This is a genomic window from Streptomyces sp. NBC_00820 (assembly GCF_036347055.1).
Lineage (GTDB): Bacteria > Actinomycetota > Actinomycetes > Streptomycetales > Streptomycetaceae > Streptomyces.
This window is the reverse complement of the sequence record NZ_CP108882.1, coordinates 6,268,831-6,286,411: the sequence shown is the minus strand read 5'-3', so window position 1 is coordinate 6,286,411 and position 17,581 is coordinate 6,268,831. Positions and strand designations below refer to the sequence as shown.

Below are 17,581 nucleotides of genomic sequence, written 5' to 3'. Positions count from 1 at the left end.
AGCGATCACAGTCGAGATGGAGAACCTCCGTGAGCACGTACATAGCCTCACCCTTCGACGGCGCAAGCTCGATGAGCGAGTACGAGGAGCAGGTGTGGAAGACGCTCAACGAGCACTGGGAACGCCGTAGCAACCGCCGCGGTCTGCCGAACTGGGCGAACACCGCGCTCAGTCGCACCGGCAAGGCCGCGGGAAGCGCCGTGAGCCGGGTCAGGGATGCCGTACCGGACGGCATCAAGGAACCGATCCGCCGTACAGGCGACGTGATCGCCGAGAGTGCCCTGCGCCCGGCGATCGGAGCCGCGGTCTCGCTGCTGGAGATGACCAACGAAGCCGCGCTGGAACTCAACGACCCGAAGAAGGTGGAGGAACTCGCCCGCAAGAAGGGTGTTGACATCAGCAGTTTCACGGAACTGCGGAAGCAGGACATCAAGGTCTGCGACCGGCTGCTCACCGCCAACACGCTCAAGTGGAGGGCCGTCGGAGCGGCCGAAGGGGGTGCCATGGGGCTGCTGGCCATGGTCCCCGTCGCCGGCACCCTCGCCGCGTTGACGGCGGACATCCTCGTCATCCAGGTCCTGAGCACGTCGATCGCCGCCCGCATCGCGTACTCCTACGGCTACGACGCCAAAGACCCCGACGAACAGGCTTTCATCGAACGCCTGGTGCGCCGGTCCTTCATGGCACAGGCGGCCAAAGCCCAGCCGTTGAGCGAGACCGCTCGCGCGGCGAGTGCACTCAAGGGACGCGTCAGATGGTCGGAGAAGCTGCGCCAGGACCACCGCCTCATCGCCGCCCTTGAGAAGCTGATGAAGCAGCTGGGCCCGAACGGTGCCAGGGTGCCGGTCAAGGATGTCGCCAAGGTCGTTCCGTTCGTGGGTGTCCTCATCGGCGCCGGCATGAACGCCGCGATCCTCGGCAACGTGGCCGCCGACGCCCAGCGTTACTGCCAGACCCGGTTCCTGTGCGAGAAGTACGGACTTCCGTTGCCGATCGCACTGGCCACCGACCCGGATGACGAACCCCTGACCGACGATGTTTTGTAAAGAGCGAGCCCCGCGAGACGCGACACTCCCGCAGGCGCGGTCAAGCCACCTGCGGGAGCGGATGAGGTGATCCGGCCGCCTCGCCGCTCAGCTCCCCGAAGCGAATCCCACGAACCGCCCCCAGCCTTCGCGGCTCACCACGAAGGCCGGGCGGCTCACATCCTTGGAGTCCCTTACGTGGACGGCCTGTTCGGCGATCGCGACCTCCACGCAGTCGTCACCCTCGCTCCCGCTGTGGCTGGACTTGAACCAGGTGAATCCTGTCGTATCGCTGCTCATAGCTCTCCCCGCAGTCGCTCCAGCAGGGCCCGGGATTCCGTCGGGCCCAGGGCCTGCGAGCGCAGTGTGTCATAGCGCTGGCAGAGCGCACTCACCTCTTTCGGGTCAGAGATCAGCCGCCCGTTCTTCTGTCCCTCGGAGTACCCGAGTCTCTGCCCCGAGACGGTCTCCAGAAGCCGCACCGGCCCATCCAGGCAAGCATGCAACCCCGCGTCCAACGGCAGCACCTGCAACGTCACATTGCGCGGAGCGCTCCGCTCCAGCACATGGTCGAACAGCTCGCGCATCGCAGCCACGTCACCGAACCGCCTCCGGAACACGTGTTCCTCGACGATGAAGCTGAACGGCACCGTAGGCCGTTCCCGCATCGTCCGCTGCCGGTCCATGCGGGCCGTGAGCTGGGCCTGCAGCTCCTCGTCCGTGCGCAGCGGGATCGTGCCCTCGAACACCGCCCGCGCGTACCCCTCCGACTGCAACAGCCCCGGCACCAGCCGGCACTCGTACGTGCACAGGCTGACCGCCTCCCGTTCCAGCCGGGCCCAGCGCCGGAACCACACCGCGAGGCCCGCCTCCCCCCGGCTGAGATGGCGGGCGGCCTTCCGCAGCGCACCCGTGTTGCCGAGCGCTTCCTCCGCACGTTCCACGAACTCGGCATCCGGCATGCGACGCCCCAACTCCACCGATTCCACAGTGTGCTTGGAGTACCGCACCCGGGCGCCGAGCTCCTCGCGGCTGAGTCCCGCGTGCTCGCGCAGGGCCTGGACGACCGCGCCGAACGTCCGCAGACTGTCCGACGGGTGAGGCTCCCGCTCCCACTCCCCCGCCGCCGCGGCCTGCGCACCGGCGCCCTCGGCGACGCCACCTTCGGCGATGCTCATCCGCCGCCCCTTTCTCCGTGCCACACCGCTGACACCTCCCGCGGTTCACGCACCCAGGGTGACGGTGCGAGCACGTACTGTCCATGCCGCGCCCCCGTACGCTCACTCCGCGTACGGGCTCCGACGCTCGCCTCCGCCCCATCCCGGCCGCCACGCTGACACCATGAACCAGCCCCTCCCTCAACTCTTCTCACCCGCATGTACGTTCAGCCAGCTACTGTCCTCCACGCGGCGCGGCGCCCGCCTCGCCCGGCTGCTCGCCGTAACCCAGCTGAACTCTTGGGGTGCATCACAGGACCTCACAGAGCGTGCCGAACTCGTCGTCGCGGAACTCGCCGCCAACGCCGTACTGCACGGCCATCTCCCCGGCCGTGACTTCCGGCTCGCCCTCGCTCTCGCCCCGACCGCCGACCGCCTCCGCATCGAGGTCACCGATGCCCGTGGCGACCGCGCCCCCGCGATCCCGCCAACCAGCACGGACCCCGAGGCGCTCCACCTCGGCGGACGCGGCCTGTCCCTCGTCGCCGCCCTCGCCGACCGCTGGGACACCGTCCCCCACCCGCCCGGCGGCAAGACCGTCCGGGCCGAGCTCTCGACGCTCTCGACGTCGCCTCCGGCGTGCTGACGGATGAGCCCCGCCCTTGGGATCCCCTGGACCAGCCCGCCGGCCTGCCCCTGCTTCAGTGGGCTGTGACGAGATCTTCGAGGTGGCGGGCGAGGTCCGCGCTTGGCTGGGGAATGGCACCCAAGCCGTCGAACTGGTCGACGTCCAGGTCCTCTACGGCGTCCTTGACAGCGTCGTCCGGGATAGCGATCGGGGCGACAGGAAGATCGACCCGGATGGTCGTGCCGCCGGCGCCGGCGGCGGTGTCGACGACCTCGTGGGGAACGGGGGCGTACTGGCACGGTTCGTCTTCGAGGATTGCGATCTGCTGCGCCCAGTGCTTCGCGTCCCGCCATTCGCCGCGGCGCAGATGCAGGAGGTGGAGGCAGATCGCTCCGGTGGTCTGACCGCCACCGGCCGCGTACTGGAGCCAGAACTGGGCGCCTTCCTCCCGGTCGGCCAGGAGCAGGAGACAGGCGAAGGCGAGCGCGCCGCCGGGATCGCGGGTGTTGTCGAAGCGAGCGATGCGGTGGGGTGCGTCATCACGGTGGATGACGCCCCGGCACACCGCGCGCAGGTCGTGTCCGGCGCGTTCGTGCGGGAGCAGGTCGGGCAGTGATCGCCATGTCCGGGCGAGGGCGTTGATCCAGCGCATCTCGTGGAGTTGCTCGGTGATACGGCGGCGCGAGGCGGCGAGGTACTGGGGGGTGTAGGCGCTGTGCGTGCGGGCGTCGGCGAGGGTTTCTTCTATGGTGCGCGGCCGGTGCGGACGCATGGTGGGCTCACTCCTCATCGTCGGTGTCCTCGCCGATCTCCAGCCCGAGGTCTGCGGCCAGGCGACGCTTGGCGGTGCGCTGGGTGGAGCGCACGGTCGCTTCTCGCACGCCCATCACCAGCGCGGTCCGCTTGGTGGAGAACCCCAGGGCGAACCGCAGCACCATGACATCAAACTGGCGCTCGGGCAGGCGGGCCATTGCCGCATAGAGGCCCATGCTCTCTTCGAGTTGGGTAACCTGCGCGCGGAATCGATCGCGGAAGTTGTCCAGAACCGAATCGCATGCCGCGCGTTTCGCGCGTTCGAAGGCGAGGGTCTGCGGGGCGGCCGGCTCACGTCCCTGGTTCTCGAGTTCGACCGCGACGTGTTCCTTCAGCAGCGTCCAGGCGAACGCCTCGGGCCTCACCTGGGTCGTGACGTCCCGCCAGATCGCCCCCAGGAGCGCGAAGGTCCGGTCGACCAGCCTGCCGGCGCTGACCTGGTCGCCGAACTGCACGAACGCGTACTCGAAGTACGCCTGGTGGTAGAGCTCGTGGAAGGACCAGAAGGCCGACGGCATCACGTCGCTGGATTCGCGTAGCGCACCCTCGCCGTTTTCGTCGGGGGGCTGCCCGGTCACCGACCGCTCCCGGCGTCCTCCACCCGGGCCGCGTCGGAGCGCGCGGCCGGCGTGTGGTGCTGGGCGATGAGACTTTCCGCGCCGAGGCGCACCCCAGCACCCAACAGGCGGCGCAGACCGGCGCGGAGATCCGGCGCGTACGCCCGGGCAACGGCGCTCGAGGCCAGCACGAGGCTGACCACGTTGTCCTGTGTCACGGTGGTTTCCTTGCATCTCGCGCGGCACCAAAGCGGCGTCCCCGTACGCCCAACTCGCGGTGCCTGAAGCATCGTTACTCCTGAGTCCCAGCAAACAACGCGCCCCACCTGTTCGTGCAGAGCTCCCCACCACCACTTTTTAACGGAGAGTGGCTTTTCAGTTACAGCAAACTTTCGCACGCAAGTTCGCCAACCCCCCCGCCACTCCGCCACCCCATCCGCCACCGTCACCACCAGCAACAAACCTGACACCCACCGTCACCAGCGGCAATTTGCGCAAACATGCCAGATCCGCACGGTCGCTCGAATGTGACGCATATCACGGCAGGTGTCCTGTGGTGTCTCCGCAGACGCGAGCCGACGAACGGCGGGCTCCCTCCGCCATGGCCTCGGCCCACGGTCGTTGATCGAGCGCGTACGCAAGACCATGTACGCAGCTCGCTATCCCCGGCGAGGCTCGTCGAGCAAGTGTGCGGACCGCCCCCGACGCCTGTGACACGACTGGCGCGGGGCAACGCCGAGTGGATCGGGCTACGGCCTCCGATCAGGCATTCTCATGGTGGATCCGCGCCTCCAGGTCATCTGCCCACGCGAGCGCCCACGCCTTCAGTTCCTCGATCTGTCCGGACGTGAGCCCGTAGGCGGCGTAGTCCTCGTCCTCGTACCAATCCGCGCCGATGAGCCGGTCGCGGAGGTTTTCAAGGCTGAACTCGTCGTGGGCGCGGCGGCGGCCGAGGGCTTCGAGGTCGGCGGTGGAACGGTGCCGAAAGGCGGCCTGAACGTCGATGAGATCGCGAACCGCACCACGGTCGGCGAGAGCACGGACCTTGGTGCCGATCACGTCGTCCAGGGAGAGGACCGGACCATAGGGCGTCTGGGCAGGCGCGCCCCAGAATGCCTCCTTGAGGACGTCGACCTCGCACTCCTCGCCAGTATCTGGGTCGGTGACGAGGAAACGGCCGCTGAGCGGGTCGGTCTGGACATGCGTTGTCCGCCAGCCGCGCGCGGTGAGGCCGGTCGTGAGGGAAGCGACGATCTCATCCATCGGGGCAGGGTTCTCGGTCGCGACGTCGAGGTCTCGACTGAACCGTTCGACCAGGCCATGGGCCTGCACTGCGTATCCGCCGGTGAGGACCAGCGGATAGGGAGAGCCGAGGTCGATGATGTCGGCAAGGAGACGCTCGTGGAGCGGAGGGAGCATCACGGGGCGGTTGTGTCAGCCGGAGCGGTCCCGGGCAGCTCAGGAAAGGCGTCCTCCCAGACCTCCCGAATGTAGGGACTCACCAAGCGACGTAGAACGGGCCACTGCTCGGCCAGCAGCCTGTAGTGGAGAAGGGCGACCAGGTCCTCGCGCAGGCCCTCGGCGAGGACGGTCCTGTAGAGCGTCATGCGCGACTTCGGACGGTCCAGGCTGTAGCTCGTCCGTCCGGACCAGACGATGTGCAGTGGCAGGTCGACAGTGCCCTCGACCGGGCCGGCAAGCTCCCGCAGACGCTCGGGCAGCCGACTGCGGTAGCGCTCCCGCAGCACCTCGGCGCGGGGGGCGGTGGTCGTCGCGTCCATACCTTCAGTATCACCCGAGGGAAGCCGCGATACCGTGGACACCGGGTTCTCCCCGCCATATGTGTGAGGGAGGGCCTTCGCTCCTCCACGCGGTCCCAGCCCGTCGCGCTGCGCGAGGGCGGGCGTGGCCTGTCACTCGTCGCCGCGTTCCACTTCCAGGCCCAGGTACTCCAGGACTGGGCCTTCGGGCGCCCAAGGTGGCGCGACTCCCTGCCGTGGGTTCCGTGGCCCAACCCCTCCGTCGCCCATTGGGCACCCCCTGGCGCCGGATGTTCGACCCGCTCACCGCCGGTATCGCCAGATCTGCCGCAACCTGAGAACCTCCGTTGCCCGGTGAACCTCCAGCTCCGAGGCAGGTATGGGTTTCCTGCCGAGGTCGAGACGTACCTGACGATAGAGCCCGTGCGGTGAGACGTCCGAACTGTTGACCAGCGTGGACAGGAGCGGCTCATCAGCCGGTGTACTCCGATCCGCCGCGACGAGCAACGCGATCTGGTCGTGGGTGTGCAGGGGCGGCAGCTGCCCGTTGGCCCTGAGCCAGATGTCTCTCCAATTCAGCGGGGCACTACCGGCGCGGGCCAGTTCCTCGAGAATGCCCTTGACCGTGGCAGCCAACTTGCCGATGGTCTCGGCGGGGAGGTGGTCTTCCATGGGTGACTCTGCGGTACGGTCGGCTCCCGGCGCTGCGTTCGGCGAGGACGTCGCCGCCTGTGCGGAGAGCTCGGCAGATCTCTGGGCTGCCAACTCATGCTGCCAACGAGCGACAAGCTTGGCTTCCGCGTCAGGTAGCGGTTGGGAAAGCCGCCCACGATGCTCCTTGATCTCCTCAAGCAGCCGCAGCAGTTCCTGGGCAGGGAGGGTCCGACTGGGCCGGCTCATTTCGCCGAGCAGACGACGGATCTTCCTGAGGTGCGGATCCTTCTTCTTTTCTGGCGTCGGCTTGGCACTGACAGTACGAGGCTCTGTCTTGACGGGGATGGTGACGGCGATCGGACGGCCGATCAGACGGCCGAGGTCGTCCAAAAGACGGTCAGCGTCCATCAACCAGACTCGAAGGGCCCTCCCGCGAGGGCGGACTTCTTCGTACAACGCGAGATGCGCGTCCCCTTGCTTTATCGCCTGCGTCAAGCGCCGGGCACGCGCCGACCTGCCCCCTTCCCTGGCTCGGATTTCCGCCGCCTCCTTCAGCCTTTCCTGCATCTCCGTACGTCGCCGGTACGCCCAACGCGCCTCGCTCTCGGAGAGCGCCTTCTCCTTGACGGCCAGCCGATCCACGGCACGCGACGGGGCGGCCGATGCCGGCACCTCCTGCCTCCCGTACGCCTCGTGCGCCTTCCTCAGTTCGGCAGCCGCCCACTGGAGAAGGGCAGATCCCGAGGCCGGAGCATCAACTCCCAGCTTCCGCAGCACCTCACCCAGGTAAGGGAGGGGCCTGCCCCAGGCGGTGACAATCAGGGGGCTCAACAACGGACGGCCGGGTACCAGGGGGCTGTCCACCTCGACCAGTAGTTCCACGCGCTTGGGGTCTGACAGGTCATATAGCCACTTGCCCATCTGTGCCACCAGCTCGTGCGAAGCGATCGTGGTGCCCTTCGCCGCCACCGCTTCCAGCGCTTTCCTGAGCGCGGCCACTCTCTGCTCTGGCCCGATTTCCGGTGCTTGCCACTTGCCGGACGTGAGGTCCATGAGCGGGGAGGCGCCGGAGACAGAACGCGCCGCTTTCTCGTCAAGCGCGACGCTGGGGCGCCACAGACCGGTGCGTTCCGCGTCCAGGCCATTGAGCCGCACGAGCGCGTCGGCTCGAACCGTCCACGAAGTCCCGACTCCCTCGGCGACATCCGTGACAAGCAGTCGGACAATGCCCGCAAGGCGGTAGACGTACTGGTCCGTGGGAGCCGGCACCTTGTCGGGCAGTGACAGATGGGCCCGGACGATGCGGCTTCCCGCAGCCTTGACGAAGCCGGGAACCAGGTAGCGGCCGGCCATGGCGAACGGCGTCGAAGACACGGGTGCCGATTCGGTGTCCACCGCGAACACGACCTGACCGCCGGACAGGGGCAGGCTGGCAGGAAGCGGCTCGCGGTCCACGCCTCCTTCACGGACCACTCCCTCGGCACGCAGCTGCTCGAGTGCGGGCGTGACGAGGCCGCTGTCGGTCATCCGGCACTGCCCAAGGGGAGCCCAGACCGTCTTCTTTCCGTCGGTCACAGTGCCGATGAACACGCGGCGGTCGTTGTCATAGGTCTCGCACCGCACGCGTAGCGCGTACCCGCGACGCGCCACCATGTCGTGTGTGAGCGCGTCGTCCTGGGCGAAGACCCACTCGATGCGGCCCTCCTTCGCGCCCAGGCTGTCCGCCGCCTTGCGCCAGATCCGATAGTCCTCCGGGTGCAGCTCGAACCGAAGGTGCGTCTTCGTGCGACGCAGCCAGAAGTCCACGGCATCACCGTGGCAATGCCCGAAGCTACGCAGCTCACCATGGGCCGCGTGTCCCTGCGTCGCCAGCCAGCGGGTCACATGAGCCTTGATGAACAAGTGATCGGCGTCGTTCGCACTGTAGGTGGTCCGGCGGCATGCCGCACTGCCGGAGCCCGCTTCATGGGCGAAGTGGCAGACCTTCGTGACGTACCGCTTGGGCCGAAGCGGCCTTCCGCAGCCGCCGAGAAGCCTGCCGCACCAGAAGTCGTCCCGCCCGAACTGACGCAGGAACTCGTCCAGGTTGTGCGGCTGTTCCGGAAGAATCACGGGCTGGTCGGAGGCAGGGCCTCCGATGACCGCGGTCTGGATGAGCCGGGTGTCGATCTGCCTCAACTCCGCATCCTCCGGTGAACATGGGTGCTGACTACCGCGAAAGGCAAGGGATGGAACGAATCTTGACATGCGTACGTCGACGGCACCAGAGGCCGTGAACATGAAAAGCCCTGGTCAAGAAGGGAATCGAGATGTTCGGAAGCAGCTCGCCGCACATCGCTCCTCATTGGGAAGCAGCGGTCGTCTCATCCAGGGCCGTCCGGTATCGAGTCCACCCATCGATGCGTTGACATTGCTAACACGCCTATTTACGGTGGCTGTTGCTACGCAAGGGACCCTGGGGGGCGAAGACCGTGCACGTGGACGACACCGGTGAGCCCGGCCGGACCGTCACAACGGACCGCTTGCTGGACGCCGCCGAAAATGCCTTCCTGCGCGCCGAGTTCAACCTCGTACGTCCACTTCTGCGGCGTATCGAGAACGAGTTCGGCACGCCCACCGCCGACGACGCCGCAGCACGGTACGCCGTGCTGCGCTGCGCGCTGGCCGCGCGGGCCGACAACTGGCCTGAGGCGGTCCGGCGGTGTCCCTCCAGCGAAGACCTGGAGTGTGCGGCGACAGGGGTCGTGCACACCCTTGCGGTGAGTGCCCTCCGCCGGCTGGGGGAAGACGGGCTGCACGCCGATGCAGGCACCGCGGCGCTCGCGATCGTGCTGTGGGCGTATCTCCTCCACGAGGAAGACCTGGGCGACTTCCGCGGGCTGCTCACCGGTCGACGCGGCACTCCCGTACCCGACGAGCTCTGGAAGGAGGCCCGCCGTCATTTACTCGGACGCATCACCGACCTGCTGCACGCCCTGGACGTCCGGAGCGGCCGGGATGTCATCGCCGCGTGGGAGACGGCCTGGGCGGCTGAACGTCTCGTCGCTGACGAGGTCGTCCCCTCGGAGGCCGGATCCGACGGCCTGATCCCTCTCGAGCATGCCGCCCGGCATCTCGTGCGCGACGGCCGCCACCTCGCCCTCCTCGACGCCTACACCGCCCGTCACCCCGACCCCGGCACCTGGACCGCGGACTCGCCCGATCACCGCGCGTGCGCCGACGTGGTGGCCCGTGCTCTCGCGCAGCGGGGCCGGGACCGGGTGGCGGCCGCCGAGTGGAGCGAGGCGCTGGCGGACTTCAGCACAGCGGCGCGGCTGGGGCGCTCCCTCGATGCCGGGGAACAGGCAGCCGTCCTCCGAGCGGGGAAGAACGTCGGGCGGAGTCTCACCGGGCGCGACTACTCCCCCATCGCACGGATCCACGGCCTGGAACTGGCCCACACGCTGCTGGCCGAGAAGAGCTCGCTGGCCCCCGAACTCGCCGCCGAACTGGTCCGGCAGGGCCGGCGCGTCCTCGACAGCGACCCCGTACAGAGCAGGAACCGGTTCGCGCGAGCCTTGGCCGTATCGCCCCGTGACCGGGACGCACGGTCCGGCCTCGACGACCACCTGAGAGCCGACCTGCTCCTGGCGGTCGACGGGACGCAACCCCGGGAAAGGATCCGTGTGGACGCGGTGAAGGACCTGCTGCGGCGCGATCCGGACTGTGTGGCGGCCCGGAGGTGGCTGCAGGATCACTACGTCGCGCAGGCCGTCACCGCCGCGTCCGGCGGCCGTACGTCACGAGCCCGCTCCGCCGTGCGCGGCGCGCTTCGGTACAGCGGTGACGAGGGCCCCTACGGAGAGGAACTCGTCGACAACTTGCTCGTCGACCTCCTGGTCGGCGCGGGTCGGTTCACTGAAGACGAGCGCACTCGCGCCCGGCTGGAACGACGTGTCGGCCTGATGAGCACGGCCGTGGACATCGCGGGCCCGGCCGACGACCGTGTCCGGGAGGAGCGCATCAGGGCGGTACTCGAACTCGCCGAGCACCTTGAGGCCGACGCGTCCCCGTCGGACGTCATCGAACTGTTCCTCCGGGACCACATGCCGACCGGCGTCAGCGCCCGGTTCGACCAGACCGTGGAAACCGCCTATCTGCGCCGCGCCCAGGCACGCGAGAAGGAGGGCGACCTCGGCGGGGCACGACGCGACCGAGCGTGCGCGGAACGGCTCGGTGCCGGACTGCTGGACCAAGGAGTGCTGTTCGGCCCCGCCCCCGGCAGCCGCTGCCCCGACGACCTCGGACAGGATCCCCTCTTTTGACCGTCGACGAGCCCCTGAGGGGCGCTGGGCGAACCGAGGCGCCCGCGATCCCCTGGTTCGGGCCCACACTCCACGAACTCGTCCCCGACATCGTGCCGGGCACCCGGCCCCTGGTTCTCCGCAGGCAGGCGGCGCAGGCCCTCGCCGCGGCCCGGCAGGATCCGGCCCGGGAGGAGCTCATCCGCCAGGCCGACCAGGCCTCCCGCAGTGCCGTCACGGCCCTGGTCGCCGAAATGCTCACCCCGCCACTGCCCCGCCAGGACACCGAGGAGCTTCCGTGAACGATTCCGCCTCTTCGACTGCCACCACCGGCCCGCCGTCCGAACTCGACAAACTGCGGCGCCGGGTCGAGGCTCTGTCCCGCAAACGCGAGGAGGCCGAGGCCCGGCTGCATGCTCTGCTGAGCTCCCTGCTGCCCCTGGACGACCTGCTCGCCGACACGCGCCGCCGGGCCGGTGCCGTGCACGAGGCGCGATCCGCTCGCGAGGCGACCTCGGCCGCCGTCGCCCTGAGCGAGCAGATCGATGCCGCGCACCTGATGCTGCGCGGCGAGTTCGCCCGGCACGACGTCAGCCCGATGGAGGTGGTGGGCCGGGCTGCCGATCCGGCGGAGATGCGTGTCGTCGGTACGGAGCCCCATCCCACTTGTCCGGAGGGCACGGTACTGAGGGAGAAGGTCACCGGCTTCCGCCTGGGTACGGCCACCCTGCGGCCCGCGCAGGTGGTCGTCGCCGTGCCGGGCGCCGCACCGGACCCCGAGCCCGTCGCGACGGTCCATGCCGGCCCGGCGGTCGAGGACGGCACGACGGTCGAGGACGGCCCGGATCCGGCAGCGTCCAAGGTGACCTCGGCCGGCAACAGCCGGTCACAGCCACGGCGTACCACCCGCTCCCAGCGGCACCGGCCGCGCAAGCCCCCGGCCTGGCGAGGACGCCGCTCCCGTCGCACCTGACCGGGCTGCCGTACTCCATCGGCGTGCCCGTCCGCAGCACACCAGGCCCGGTCCCGCGCGCCCAGCGCGCCCCCGCAGCCCTCGTACCACGCCCGCACCACACCGCACCGCACTTCCCCTGTCCGACGCCCCATGACGATCAGGAAGCAACCTTCCATGCACCGGACTCTCGGCATCGACCTCGGCACCACCAACTCCGTCACGGCATGGCTGCACGACGGCGTACCCGTCGTCCTGCCCAACCGGCACGGCGATCAGGCCACGCCCTCGGCTCTCGGGATCGACCCTCACGGCGCCCTGCTGGTCGGCCGTGAAGCCGTCAACTGGCGTGACGGGGCACCGGGTTCCGTGATCACAGAGGTCAAGCGGCTGATCGGGCGGCGCTGGGACGACGAGCTCGTACAGCAGGCGCTGAAGGCGCGGCCCGACGATGCGCCGCCCGTGCGGGAGAGCGCCGACGGTTCGGTGGAGGTCCGGCTCGGTGAGCACTACCTCTCGCCGGTGCAGATCTCCGCCCTTCTGCTGCGCCGGCTCAAGGAGGACGCCGAGAGCGCCGCGGGGGTGCCGTTCCGGCGTGCGGTGATCACCGTTCCGGCGTACTTCGCCGAGCCGCAGATCGGCGCGGTACGCGACGCCGGCCGGCTGGCCGGCTTCCATGTGGCGCGGATCGTGCAGGAACCGACCGCCGCCGCACACGCCTTCGGCGTCATGCGGGGCGAGGACGGCCCCGAGGGCTACGCCACCGTGCTCGTCTTCGACCTGGGCGGCGGCACCTTCGACGTGTCACTGCTGACGATCGGTCCCGGGTACTTCTCGGTGGACAAGCTTGGCGGGGACAATCTCCTCGGCGGCAGTGACTTCGACGCGCTGCTCGACGGCCACCTGCGCAAGCAGCTCGGCGGGCGCGACCACGGCGGCGAAGGGGACGCCTCCCGGATCCGGGCCGCCGCCGAGCGCGCGAAGGTCGAACTGTCCTCGCGTGACGTCTCCGAGGTGACCCTCGCTCCGCTCGGCCGCCAGGGCGGGTCCTGGTCCGGGGCGGTGCGACGCGCGGACTTCGAAGAGCTCCTCGCCGAGCACCTGCTCAGGATGCGGCAGACGGTCGAGTCGGCACTGAAGGAGAGCGACGCGCTGCCCGCGGACGTACAGCACGTACTCCTGGTCGGTGGCTCCACCCGCATTCCGGCCGTCCGCCGCGACCTTCGGGACCTCTTCGGCGAGAGCACGGTGTCGGACGCGGTCGATCCCATGATGGCCGTCGCCCACGGCGCCGCCGTGGAAGCAGGTCTCCTCAGTACTCTCGACTGTCCCGCCGAGGCCTGCACCGTCGGGGGCATTCCCGTCACCGCCGACGCCTGCCCGGGCTGTGCGGCTCCGCTGCTGGGCCCGGCCACCGTGGACTGCCCGGGCTGTCACGTCCCCGCTCCCGAGCTCACGGCCTTCTGCCCCGTGTGCACCACGGATCTGTCCGGACTGCGCGCGGGCGCTGTCAAGGCCACCCGCGTGGAGTGCCCGGAATGCGGCCGCGACGACAACCCCGCCTCCGCGACGGTGTGCCTCGACTGCGACGCGCCACTGGACGCGGGCGGCTTGAAGTGCCCCGGCTGCGGGATGGTCAACGCCACCGGTCTCAGCGCGTGCTCGTTCTGCGGCGGCGACTTCGGCACCGCCCCTGCCGCGCAGGTCACGGCGCAGCACATCGGACTCGAACTCGAGGACGGGACGGTGGAGGTCCTCTTTCCCGGTGGCACGCCCTATCCGACCGAGTGGCACCGGGTGGACGACCTCGTGGTGCGCGGCGGCGGACCCGTGCGGTTCCGCGTCTGGGAGGGACAACACCTGCGCTCGGCGCAGCGCAACGAGTTCTGCGGTGGCTTCGTCCACGAGCGCACCGACGGACTCCGGGGAGACGTACCGCTGACCCTTCAGGTACGGCTCGACGCCGACCGGACCATCGACCTGAAGTACCGCGTCGGCTCCGACGACTGGCACGGCGCCCGGCTACGGCGCAGCATGGTCTCCGCCGCTGTCGGGCGGAAGGCGGCCGAACTGCACACCCAGTACGCCCACTTCCTGGACACCTGGGGCCAGGAGATCACCCACGCCGAACGCGACGCCCTCACCGAAACCATGGTGGACCTGTCGGCCCTCAGCAAGGGGGAGACCGCAGGCCGTTCCCTGGACGGCCTGCTGGTCTCGGCCCGCGAGACGCTGGAGTTGTGCACACAGGCCCGAAGTGCCCGTGCTCGGGCGTCGATCGCCGCACAGAGCGGACGTGGACTGCTGCCCGCTCGTGTTCTGGAGGAACTGCGGGAAGCCTCGGAGGCGGTCATGGACGCGCGCAGAGCCATGGACACGGATGCGATGCGGGCGAGCACGGAGCGGGTGGAGGACCTCTGGACCGGACTCGACCCGGCGGTGCGCACCTCGATCCTCACCATCCGCTTCGCCGAACAGGACTCCTACCCGGCGACCCTTCGCAAGGAGGTCCTGGCCGCCCGTGACGCCCTGCGCGCCGCGGTGGAACGCGGTGACCAGGCCGCCCAGGACACCCAGCTCGTGCGCCTCGGGCTCCTCGCCGAACAAGGCCGCGGCCAGTTCGCGGACGTGAGCACTCCGTCCGCTGCGGGAGGCGTACTGCCGTCGAGGCGGTGAGTGGCTGCTGATGCGGTGCAGGGCCCGGACCGTCCGGCACCGCACGCCTCACCGGGGCTCCGGCCGCCCTCGCTGTCAGTCAGCAGGCTCGACTGTCAGTCCAGCAGGCTCGCGGCGCGCTCCGGTACCCCGCGAATGTGCCGGCCGTCCGCGACCATGGCGAGGAGGAGCCGGTGTCCTTCCGTGTGGTGGATCTGCCCGGACACAGCGGCTTCGCGCATGAGGGTGACGGTGTTCTTGACGGGGATGCCGCGTGCGACGGCGTACTCGCTCGCGTCGCGGTCATCGGTGATCCAGACGGCGCCGGCGAACTCCTTGCGGCTCTGGATGAGGGTGAGGGTTTCGGCTTCGCCGAGGTGGCGCAGCGGCTCGCTCTGTGTACCACCGAAGACCGCCCGGCGCAGCCGGTCCGCGAGGGCGATCTCCACATCGGTGCACAGCTCGATCGGTTCGCCCAACCAGCCCTCGACGGGGAGTTGAGCGAGGGCGTGGACGTAGGCCGCGGAACGGCGGGCTTCCTCCGCCACGGCTTCGGTCCAGCGGCCGTGGCCGTCGAGCAGCTTGCGGAGCAGATCGAGACGGCCCACGGTGCCGAAGTTGCAGAGAACCGTGTTGTCAGGGAAGAGACTGACGTGGCCGGGCAGGTCGAGGGGTCGCGTCATGGCTGGAATACCGGGTCACCCTTCTCGTCCGCCGGCAACGGGCGGGTGGGAGGCGCGGGTTCGAGTATGGCTCTCAGGTCGTCGACCGTGCGGTCCAGGTAGGCGGCCAGCGGACGGAGGGTCGTGTCGCCGGCCTCGTACGCGGCGAGCAGCTGTGCCATCGGGACGAGCGGCGGGCGGGCCACGGCGGATTCGGCGCGGTGGCGGTAGTGGTCGTCGAGCCGTCCCGCGAGGACGTGACAGATCTCGGTGGTGAATCCGCGGAACCGGTCGCGGCGGGCGGTGTCGAGGAGGCCGAGCCGGTGGAGCCGTGCCGCCAGCGCGCTCGGTGACACCTTGAAGGTGACGACGAGCTCGCTGAGTTCGGCGTCGGTGGGTGCGTCCGGGGCCGCGACCGTGCGTTCCCAGGCGGCGCGTACGTCGGCTTCGGGGAGGAGGAAGTGGGCGGCGAAGACGTTGGCCCTCACCTCGGTGTAGTCCTTCTGCTTGCCGGGCTGCGGTGCCGTGTCGGCGCGCAGGTCCTGGGCGTCGCGGGCGAGGAGGTGGCCGACCTCGTGAGCAAGAGTGAAGCGGGCCCGGGTCCACTCCTGGGTAGTCGCGAGCAGGACGATCCGGAAGGCCTCGGACTGCCAGGTGGCGCCGGACAGGCCGGCTTGGCCGGGGAACTCGACGAGTGCCACGTCGATGCCGCAGTGGTCCGCGAGGAGCCGGGTGAGGGCCGGGAGGTCCATTCCGGCGGGTGAGCCCGCCCCTCGCCGCGCGAGATGTTCGGTGAGGTCGGCCGCGAGGCCTTCACCTTGATCGACGTAGCGCTCGAGCTCCGGCCGGAGTTCGGGGAGTTGTGGAATCGGGCGCGGCCTGCCGAGCAGGTCCAGGACGTCGTAGGCGTTCTGGAAGCGGCAGGCGATCGCCTCGATCTCGGCCCACCTGGCACCTTCGGCAGCCGCTCCGGCGGGGCGGGCCGCGGCACGGGGGTTCACCGGCTCGCGCCCGTTGAGCAGCCAGTCCACCGTGGTGCCGAAGGCTTCCGCGATGCGGGCGAGGTCGAGGGAGCTGAACCGGCGCACGCCGCTGAGCGACTTGGAGAGCTTGTCCCGGGAGAGGCCGACTCGTTCCGCGAACGCCGCCTGGGAGAGGGAGGCTGCGTCCATGACCTTGCGCACGCGGTCGATCACAGTCTCAGTCATCTCAACACCGTATCGACGTGTTGCGAAAATCGCAACACGTCGGCCATGATGCCGAGCCGTGCTCCGGCAGCTGTGGCCGACGGTCACCGGCGGTACTCGCCTCACCTCGTCACTTCCTCGTCGCCCACCCGTGCAGCCCCTCCAGGTGCCGTGGCAGCCGGCTGCCCTGCCAGCCCAGGATCAGCCGCTCGCGCGCGCGGGTGATCATGACGTAGTAGGCCATGCGGAGGTCCGCGGACGTGGGGTCCTTGTCGGCGTCGGTCTCGGTGTCGGCGATGACGACGGTGTCGAAGTCGAGGCCCTTCGCGCTGGCCCGGTGGACGATGACGACGCCGGGGCGGGTGAGGTCGAGGTCGCGGTAGCGGCCTGAGGCGGCGGCCGAGCTGTAGAGCTGGGGTTCCTGGGCGAGGCCGGCCCGTTCCAGGCGGCTCATCAGGTCGGCCCCGGTACGAAGGGAGTTGACGATGACGCCGATGCGGTGCCGGGGCTGCCGGGCCGCCATGGCGACGATGTCGTCGACGAGGTCCTTCGTACCGGAGTAGTGGCGGATCAGGGGGAGTGATCCGCTGCGGAAGGGCATCTGGGCGAGCCGGCCGCCGGTGCGGAAGTGTTCGGCGAGGGAGGCGACCTCGCGGGTGTTGCGGTGGTTGCCGGCGAGGTCGGCGCGTCCGGTGGAGCGGCCGAGGGCGTCGGTGATCTCGGTCAGGGTGGAGTTCGTCTCGGTGAGGCGCTGGCACTCGTCGGCGAACACGGTGACCGAGGCCGCGGCGATGCGGGCCAGCCGGTAGAAGCCGGGGGGCAGGTCCTGGCCCTCGTCGACGACGAGGTGGGGGGTGGCCGCGTCGTCGTGGCCGAGGGTGGCGGCCGCCTGATGGGTGAGGGCCGTCCAGTCGAACCAGCCGTCCTCGGTGCGCGGGGCGTCGCCGCCGAAGCGGCGCTGGATCCAGCCGTGGACGGTGGCGGCCTCGACGGGGGCACCCGGGATCGCGAGCGGGTGGAGGGTGTCGCGCAGGAGCTGGCGCAGGAGGTTGGAGCGGGACAGCAGCAGGGTGGGGCGGCCGGTGAGGGCGAGGTGGACGGCGCGGTGTGCGGCGAGCAGGCTCTTGCCGCTGCCGGGCCGGCCGCTGACCACGTGGTTCCCCTCCAGCGGGAGGGCGTCCAGGCAGTCGCGCTGGGCGGGGGTGAGGTCGGGGTGGAGGACGGGGCCGTTCGTGGTGGTCATGGGTG

General features: G+C 69.7%; 17 protein-coding genes. 6 read left to right on the top strand and 11 right to left on the bottom strand.

What is annotated here, in order from left to right:
* Positions 1-29: 29 nt before the first annotated feature.
* Positions 30-1,046, top strand: coding sequence for an EcsC family protein (locus OIB37_RS28245; protein WP_330460427.1), 1,017 nt, complete (start codon positions 30-32; stop codon positions 1,044-1,046).
* A gap of 87 nt (positions 1,047-1,133) precedes the next feature.
* Here OIB37_RS28245 and OIB37_RS28240 read toward each other — a convergent pair whose 3' ends face one another.
* Together OIB37_RS28240 and OIB37_RS28235 are read right to left on the bottom strand one after the other, a co-directional pair.
* Positions 1,134-1,325 carry a DUF397 domain-containing protein gene (locus tag OIB37_RS28240; RefSeq protein ID WP_330460426.1) on the bottom strand — a complete coding sequence of 64 codons (192 nt, stop codon included), beginning with the start codon at positions 1,323-1,325 and terminating at the stop codon, positions 1,134-1,136.
* Positions 1,322-2,203: a helix-turn-helix domain-containing protein gene (locus tag OIB37_RS28235; protein ID WP_330460425.1), complete on the bottom strand. Its 882-nt coding sequence runs from the start codon at positions 2,201-2,203 to the stop codon at positions 1,322-1,324. The genes OIB37_RS28240 and OIB37_RS28235 overlap by 4 nt, the downstream gene beginning before the upstream one ends.
* Positions 2,204-2,366: 163 nt before the next feature.
* On the opposite strand from OIB37_RS28235, the gene OIB37_RS28230 reads away from it, so the two are divergent.
* A complete protein-coding gene (locus OIB37_RS28230; RefSeq protein WP_330460424.1) occupies positions 2,367-2,828 on the top strand; it encodes an ATP-binding protein in 462 nt (153 codons plus the stop codon).
* 55 nt (positions 2,829-2,883) lie between these two features.
* On the opposite strand, the gene OIB37_RS28225 is transcribed toward OIB37_RS28230, so the two are convergent.
* The 6 genes from OIB37_RS28225 to OIB37_RS28200 all read right to left on the bottom strand — a co-directional run bounded on the left by OIB37_RS28225 (position 2,884) and on the right by OIB37_RS28200 (position 8,772).
* Positions 2,884-3,582, bottom strand: coding sequence for a hypothetical protein (locus tag OIB37_RS28225; protein WP_330460423.1), 699 nt, complete (start codon positions 3,580-3,582; stop codon positions 2,884-2,886).
* A 7-nt stretch (positions 3,583-3,589) separates the two neighbouring features.
* Positions 3,590-4,201 (bottom strand): sigma-70 family RNA polymerase sigma factor, encoded by a 612-nt coding sequence (locus tag OIB37_RS28220; protein WP_330460422.1) that lies wholly within the window; start codon positions 4,199-4,201, stop codon positions 3,590-3,592.
* A complete protein-coding gene (locus tag OIB37_RS28215; RefSeq protein WP_330460421.1) occupies positions 4,198-4,398 on the bottom strand; it encodes a hypothetical protein in 201 nt (66 codons plus the stop codon). Before OIB37_RS28215 ends, OIB37_RS28220 begins: the two co-directional genes overlap by 4 nt.
* A gap of 544 nt (positions 4,399-4,942) precedes the next feature.
* The gene (locus OIB37_RS28210) at positions 4,943-5,602 is read right to left on the bottom strand and encodes a nucleotidyl transferase AbiEii/AbiGii toxin family protein (protein ID WP_330460420.1); all 660 of its coding nucleotides are present in this window, start codon (positions 5,600-5,602) and stop codon (positions 4,943-4,945) included.
* Positions 5,599-5,961 carry a hypothetical protein gene (locus OIB37_RS28205; protein WP_330460419.1) on the bottom strand — a complete coding sequence of 121 codons (363 nt, stop codon included), beginning with the start codon at positions 5,959-5,961 and terminating at the stop codon, positions 5,599-5,601. Before OIB37_RS28205 ends, OIB37_RS28210 begins: the two co-directional genes overlap by 4 nt.
* Before the next feature lie 282 nt (positions 5,962-6,243).
* Positions 6,244-8,772 carry a hypothetical protein gene (locus OIB37_RS28200; RefSeq protein ID WP_330460418.1) on the bottom strand — a complete coding sequence of 843 codons (2,529 nt, stop codon included), beginning with the start codon at positions 8,770-8,772 and terminating at the stop codon, positions 6,244-6,246.
* A 293-nt stretch (positions 8,773-9,065) separates the two neighbouring features.
* Between OIB37_RS28200 and OIB37_RS28195 the strand changes: the two genes are divergently transcribed.
* From OIB37_RS28195 to OIB37_RS28180, 4 genes are all read left to right on the top strand, one after another.
* Positions 9,066-10,898 (top strand): hypothetical protein, encoded by a 1,833-nt coding sequence (locus OIB37_RS28195; RefSeq protein ID WP_330460417.1) that lies wholly within the window; start codon positions 9,066-9,068, stop codon positions 10,896-10,898.
* On the top strand, positions 10,895-11,179 hold the full coding sequence (locus OIB37_RS28190; RefSeq protein ID WP_330460416.1) for a hypothetical protein: 285 nt from the start codon (positions 10,895-10,897) through the stop codon (positions 11,177-11,179). Before OIB37_RS28195 ends, OIB37_RS28190 begins: the two co-directional genes overlap by 4 nt.
* Positions 11,176-11,850, top strand: coding sequence for a nucleotide exchange factor GrpE (gene grpE / locus OIB37_RS28185; protein WP_330460415.1), 675 nt, complete (start codon positions 11,176-11,178; stop codon positions 11,848-11,850). Before OIB37_RS28190 ends, grpE begins: the two co-directional genes overlap by 4 nt.
* Positions 11,851-12,006: 156 nt before the next feature.
* Positions 12,007-14,505, top strand: a complete 2,499-nt coding sequence (locus OIB37_RS28180; protein ID WP_330460414.1) for an Hsp70 family protein — start codon at positions 12,007-12,009, stop codon at positions 14,503-14,505.
* Between the two features lie 95 nt (positions 14,506-14,600).
* Here OIB37_RS28180 and OIB37_RS28175 read toward each other — a convergent pair whose 3' ends face one another.
* The 3 genes from OIB37_RS28175 to OIB37_RS28165 all read right to left on the bottom strand — a co-directional run bounded on the left by OIB37_RS28175 (position 14,601) and on the right by OIB37_RS28165 (position 17,576).
* The gene (locus OIB37_RS28175) at positions 14,601-15,167 is read right to left on the bottom strand and encodes a hypothetical protein (protein ID WP_330460413.1); all 567 of its coding nucleotides are present in this window, start codon (positions 15,165-15,167) and stop codon (positions 14,601-14,603) included.
* Positions 15,164-16,354, bottom strand: a complete 1,191-nt coding sequence (locus tag OIB37_RS28170) for a helix-turn-helix domain-containing protein (protein ID WP_330460412.1) — start codon at positions 16,352-16,354, stop codon at positions 15,164-15,166. The genes OIB37_RS28175 and OIB37_RS28170 overlap by 4 nt, the downstream gene beginning before the upstream one ends.
* A gap of 109 nt (positions 16,355-16,463) precedes the next feature.
* Positions 16,464-17,576: a hypothetical protein gene (locus OIB37_RS28165; RefSeq protein ID WP_330460411.1), complete on the bottom strand. Its 1,113-nt coding sequence runs from the start codon at positions 17,574-17,576 to the stop codon at positions 16,464-16,466.
* Positions 17,577-17,581: the final 5 nt, after the last annotated feature.

Coding starts and splice junctions, on each gene's coding strand:
- OIB37_RS28165 (WP_330460411.1), bottom strand. CDS start 17,576: ATGACCACCACGAACGGCCCCGTCCTCCACCCCGACCTCACCCCCGCC.
- OIB37_RS28205 (WP_330460419.1), bottom strand. CDS start 5,961: ATGGACGCGACGACCACCGCCCCCCGCGCCGAGGTGCTGCGGGAGCGC.
- OIB37_RS28180 (WP_330460414.1), top strand. CDS start 12,007: ATGCACCGGACTCTCGGCATCGACCTCGGCACCACCAACTCCGTCACG.
- OIB37_RS28225 (WP_330460423.1), bottom strand. CDS start 3,582: ATGCGTCCGCACCGGCCGCGCACCATAGAAGAAACCCTCGCCGACGCC.
- OIB37_RS28175 (WP_330460413.1), bottom strand. CDS start 15,167: ATGACGCGACCCCTCGACCTGCCCGGCCACGTCAGTCTCTTCCCTGAC.
- OIB37_RS28170 (WP_330460412.1), bottom strand. CDS start 16,354: ATGACTGAGACTGTGATCGACCGCGTGCGCAAGGTCATGGACGCAGCC.
- OIB37_RS28230 (WP_330460424.1), top strand. CDS start 2,367: ATGAACCAGCCCCTCCCTCAACTCTTCTCACCCGCATGTACGTTCAGC.
- OIB37_RS28235 (WP_330460425.1), bottom strand. CDS start 2,203: ATGAGCATCGCCGAAGGTGGCGTCGCCGAGGGCGCCGGTGCGCAGGCC.
- OIB37_RS28240 (WP_330460426.1), bottom strand. CDS start 1,325: ATGAGCAGCGATACGACAGGATTCACCTGGTTCAAGTCCAGCCACAGC.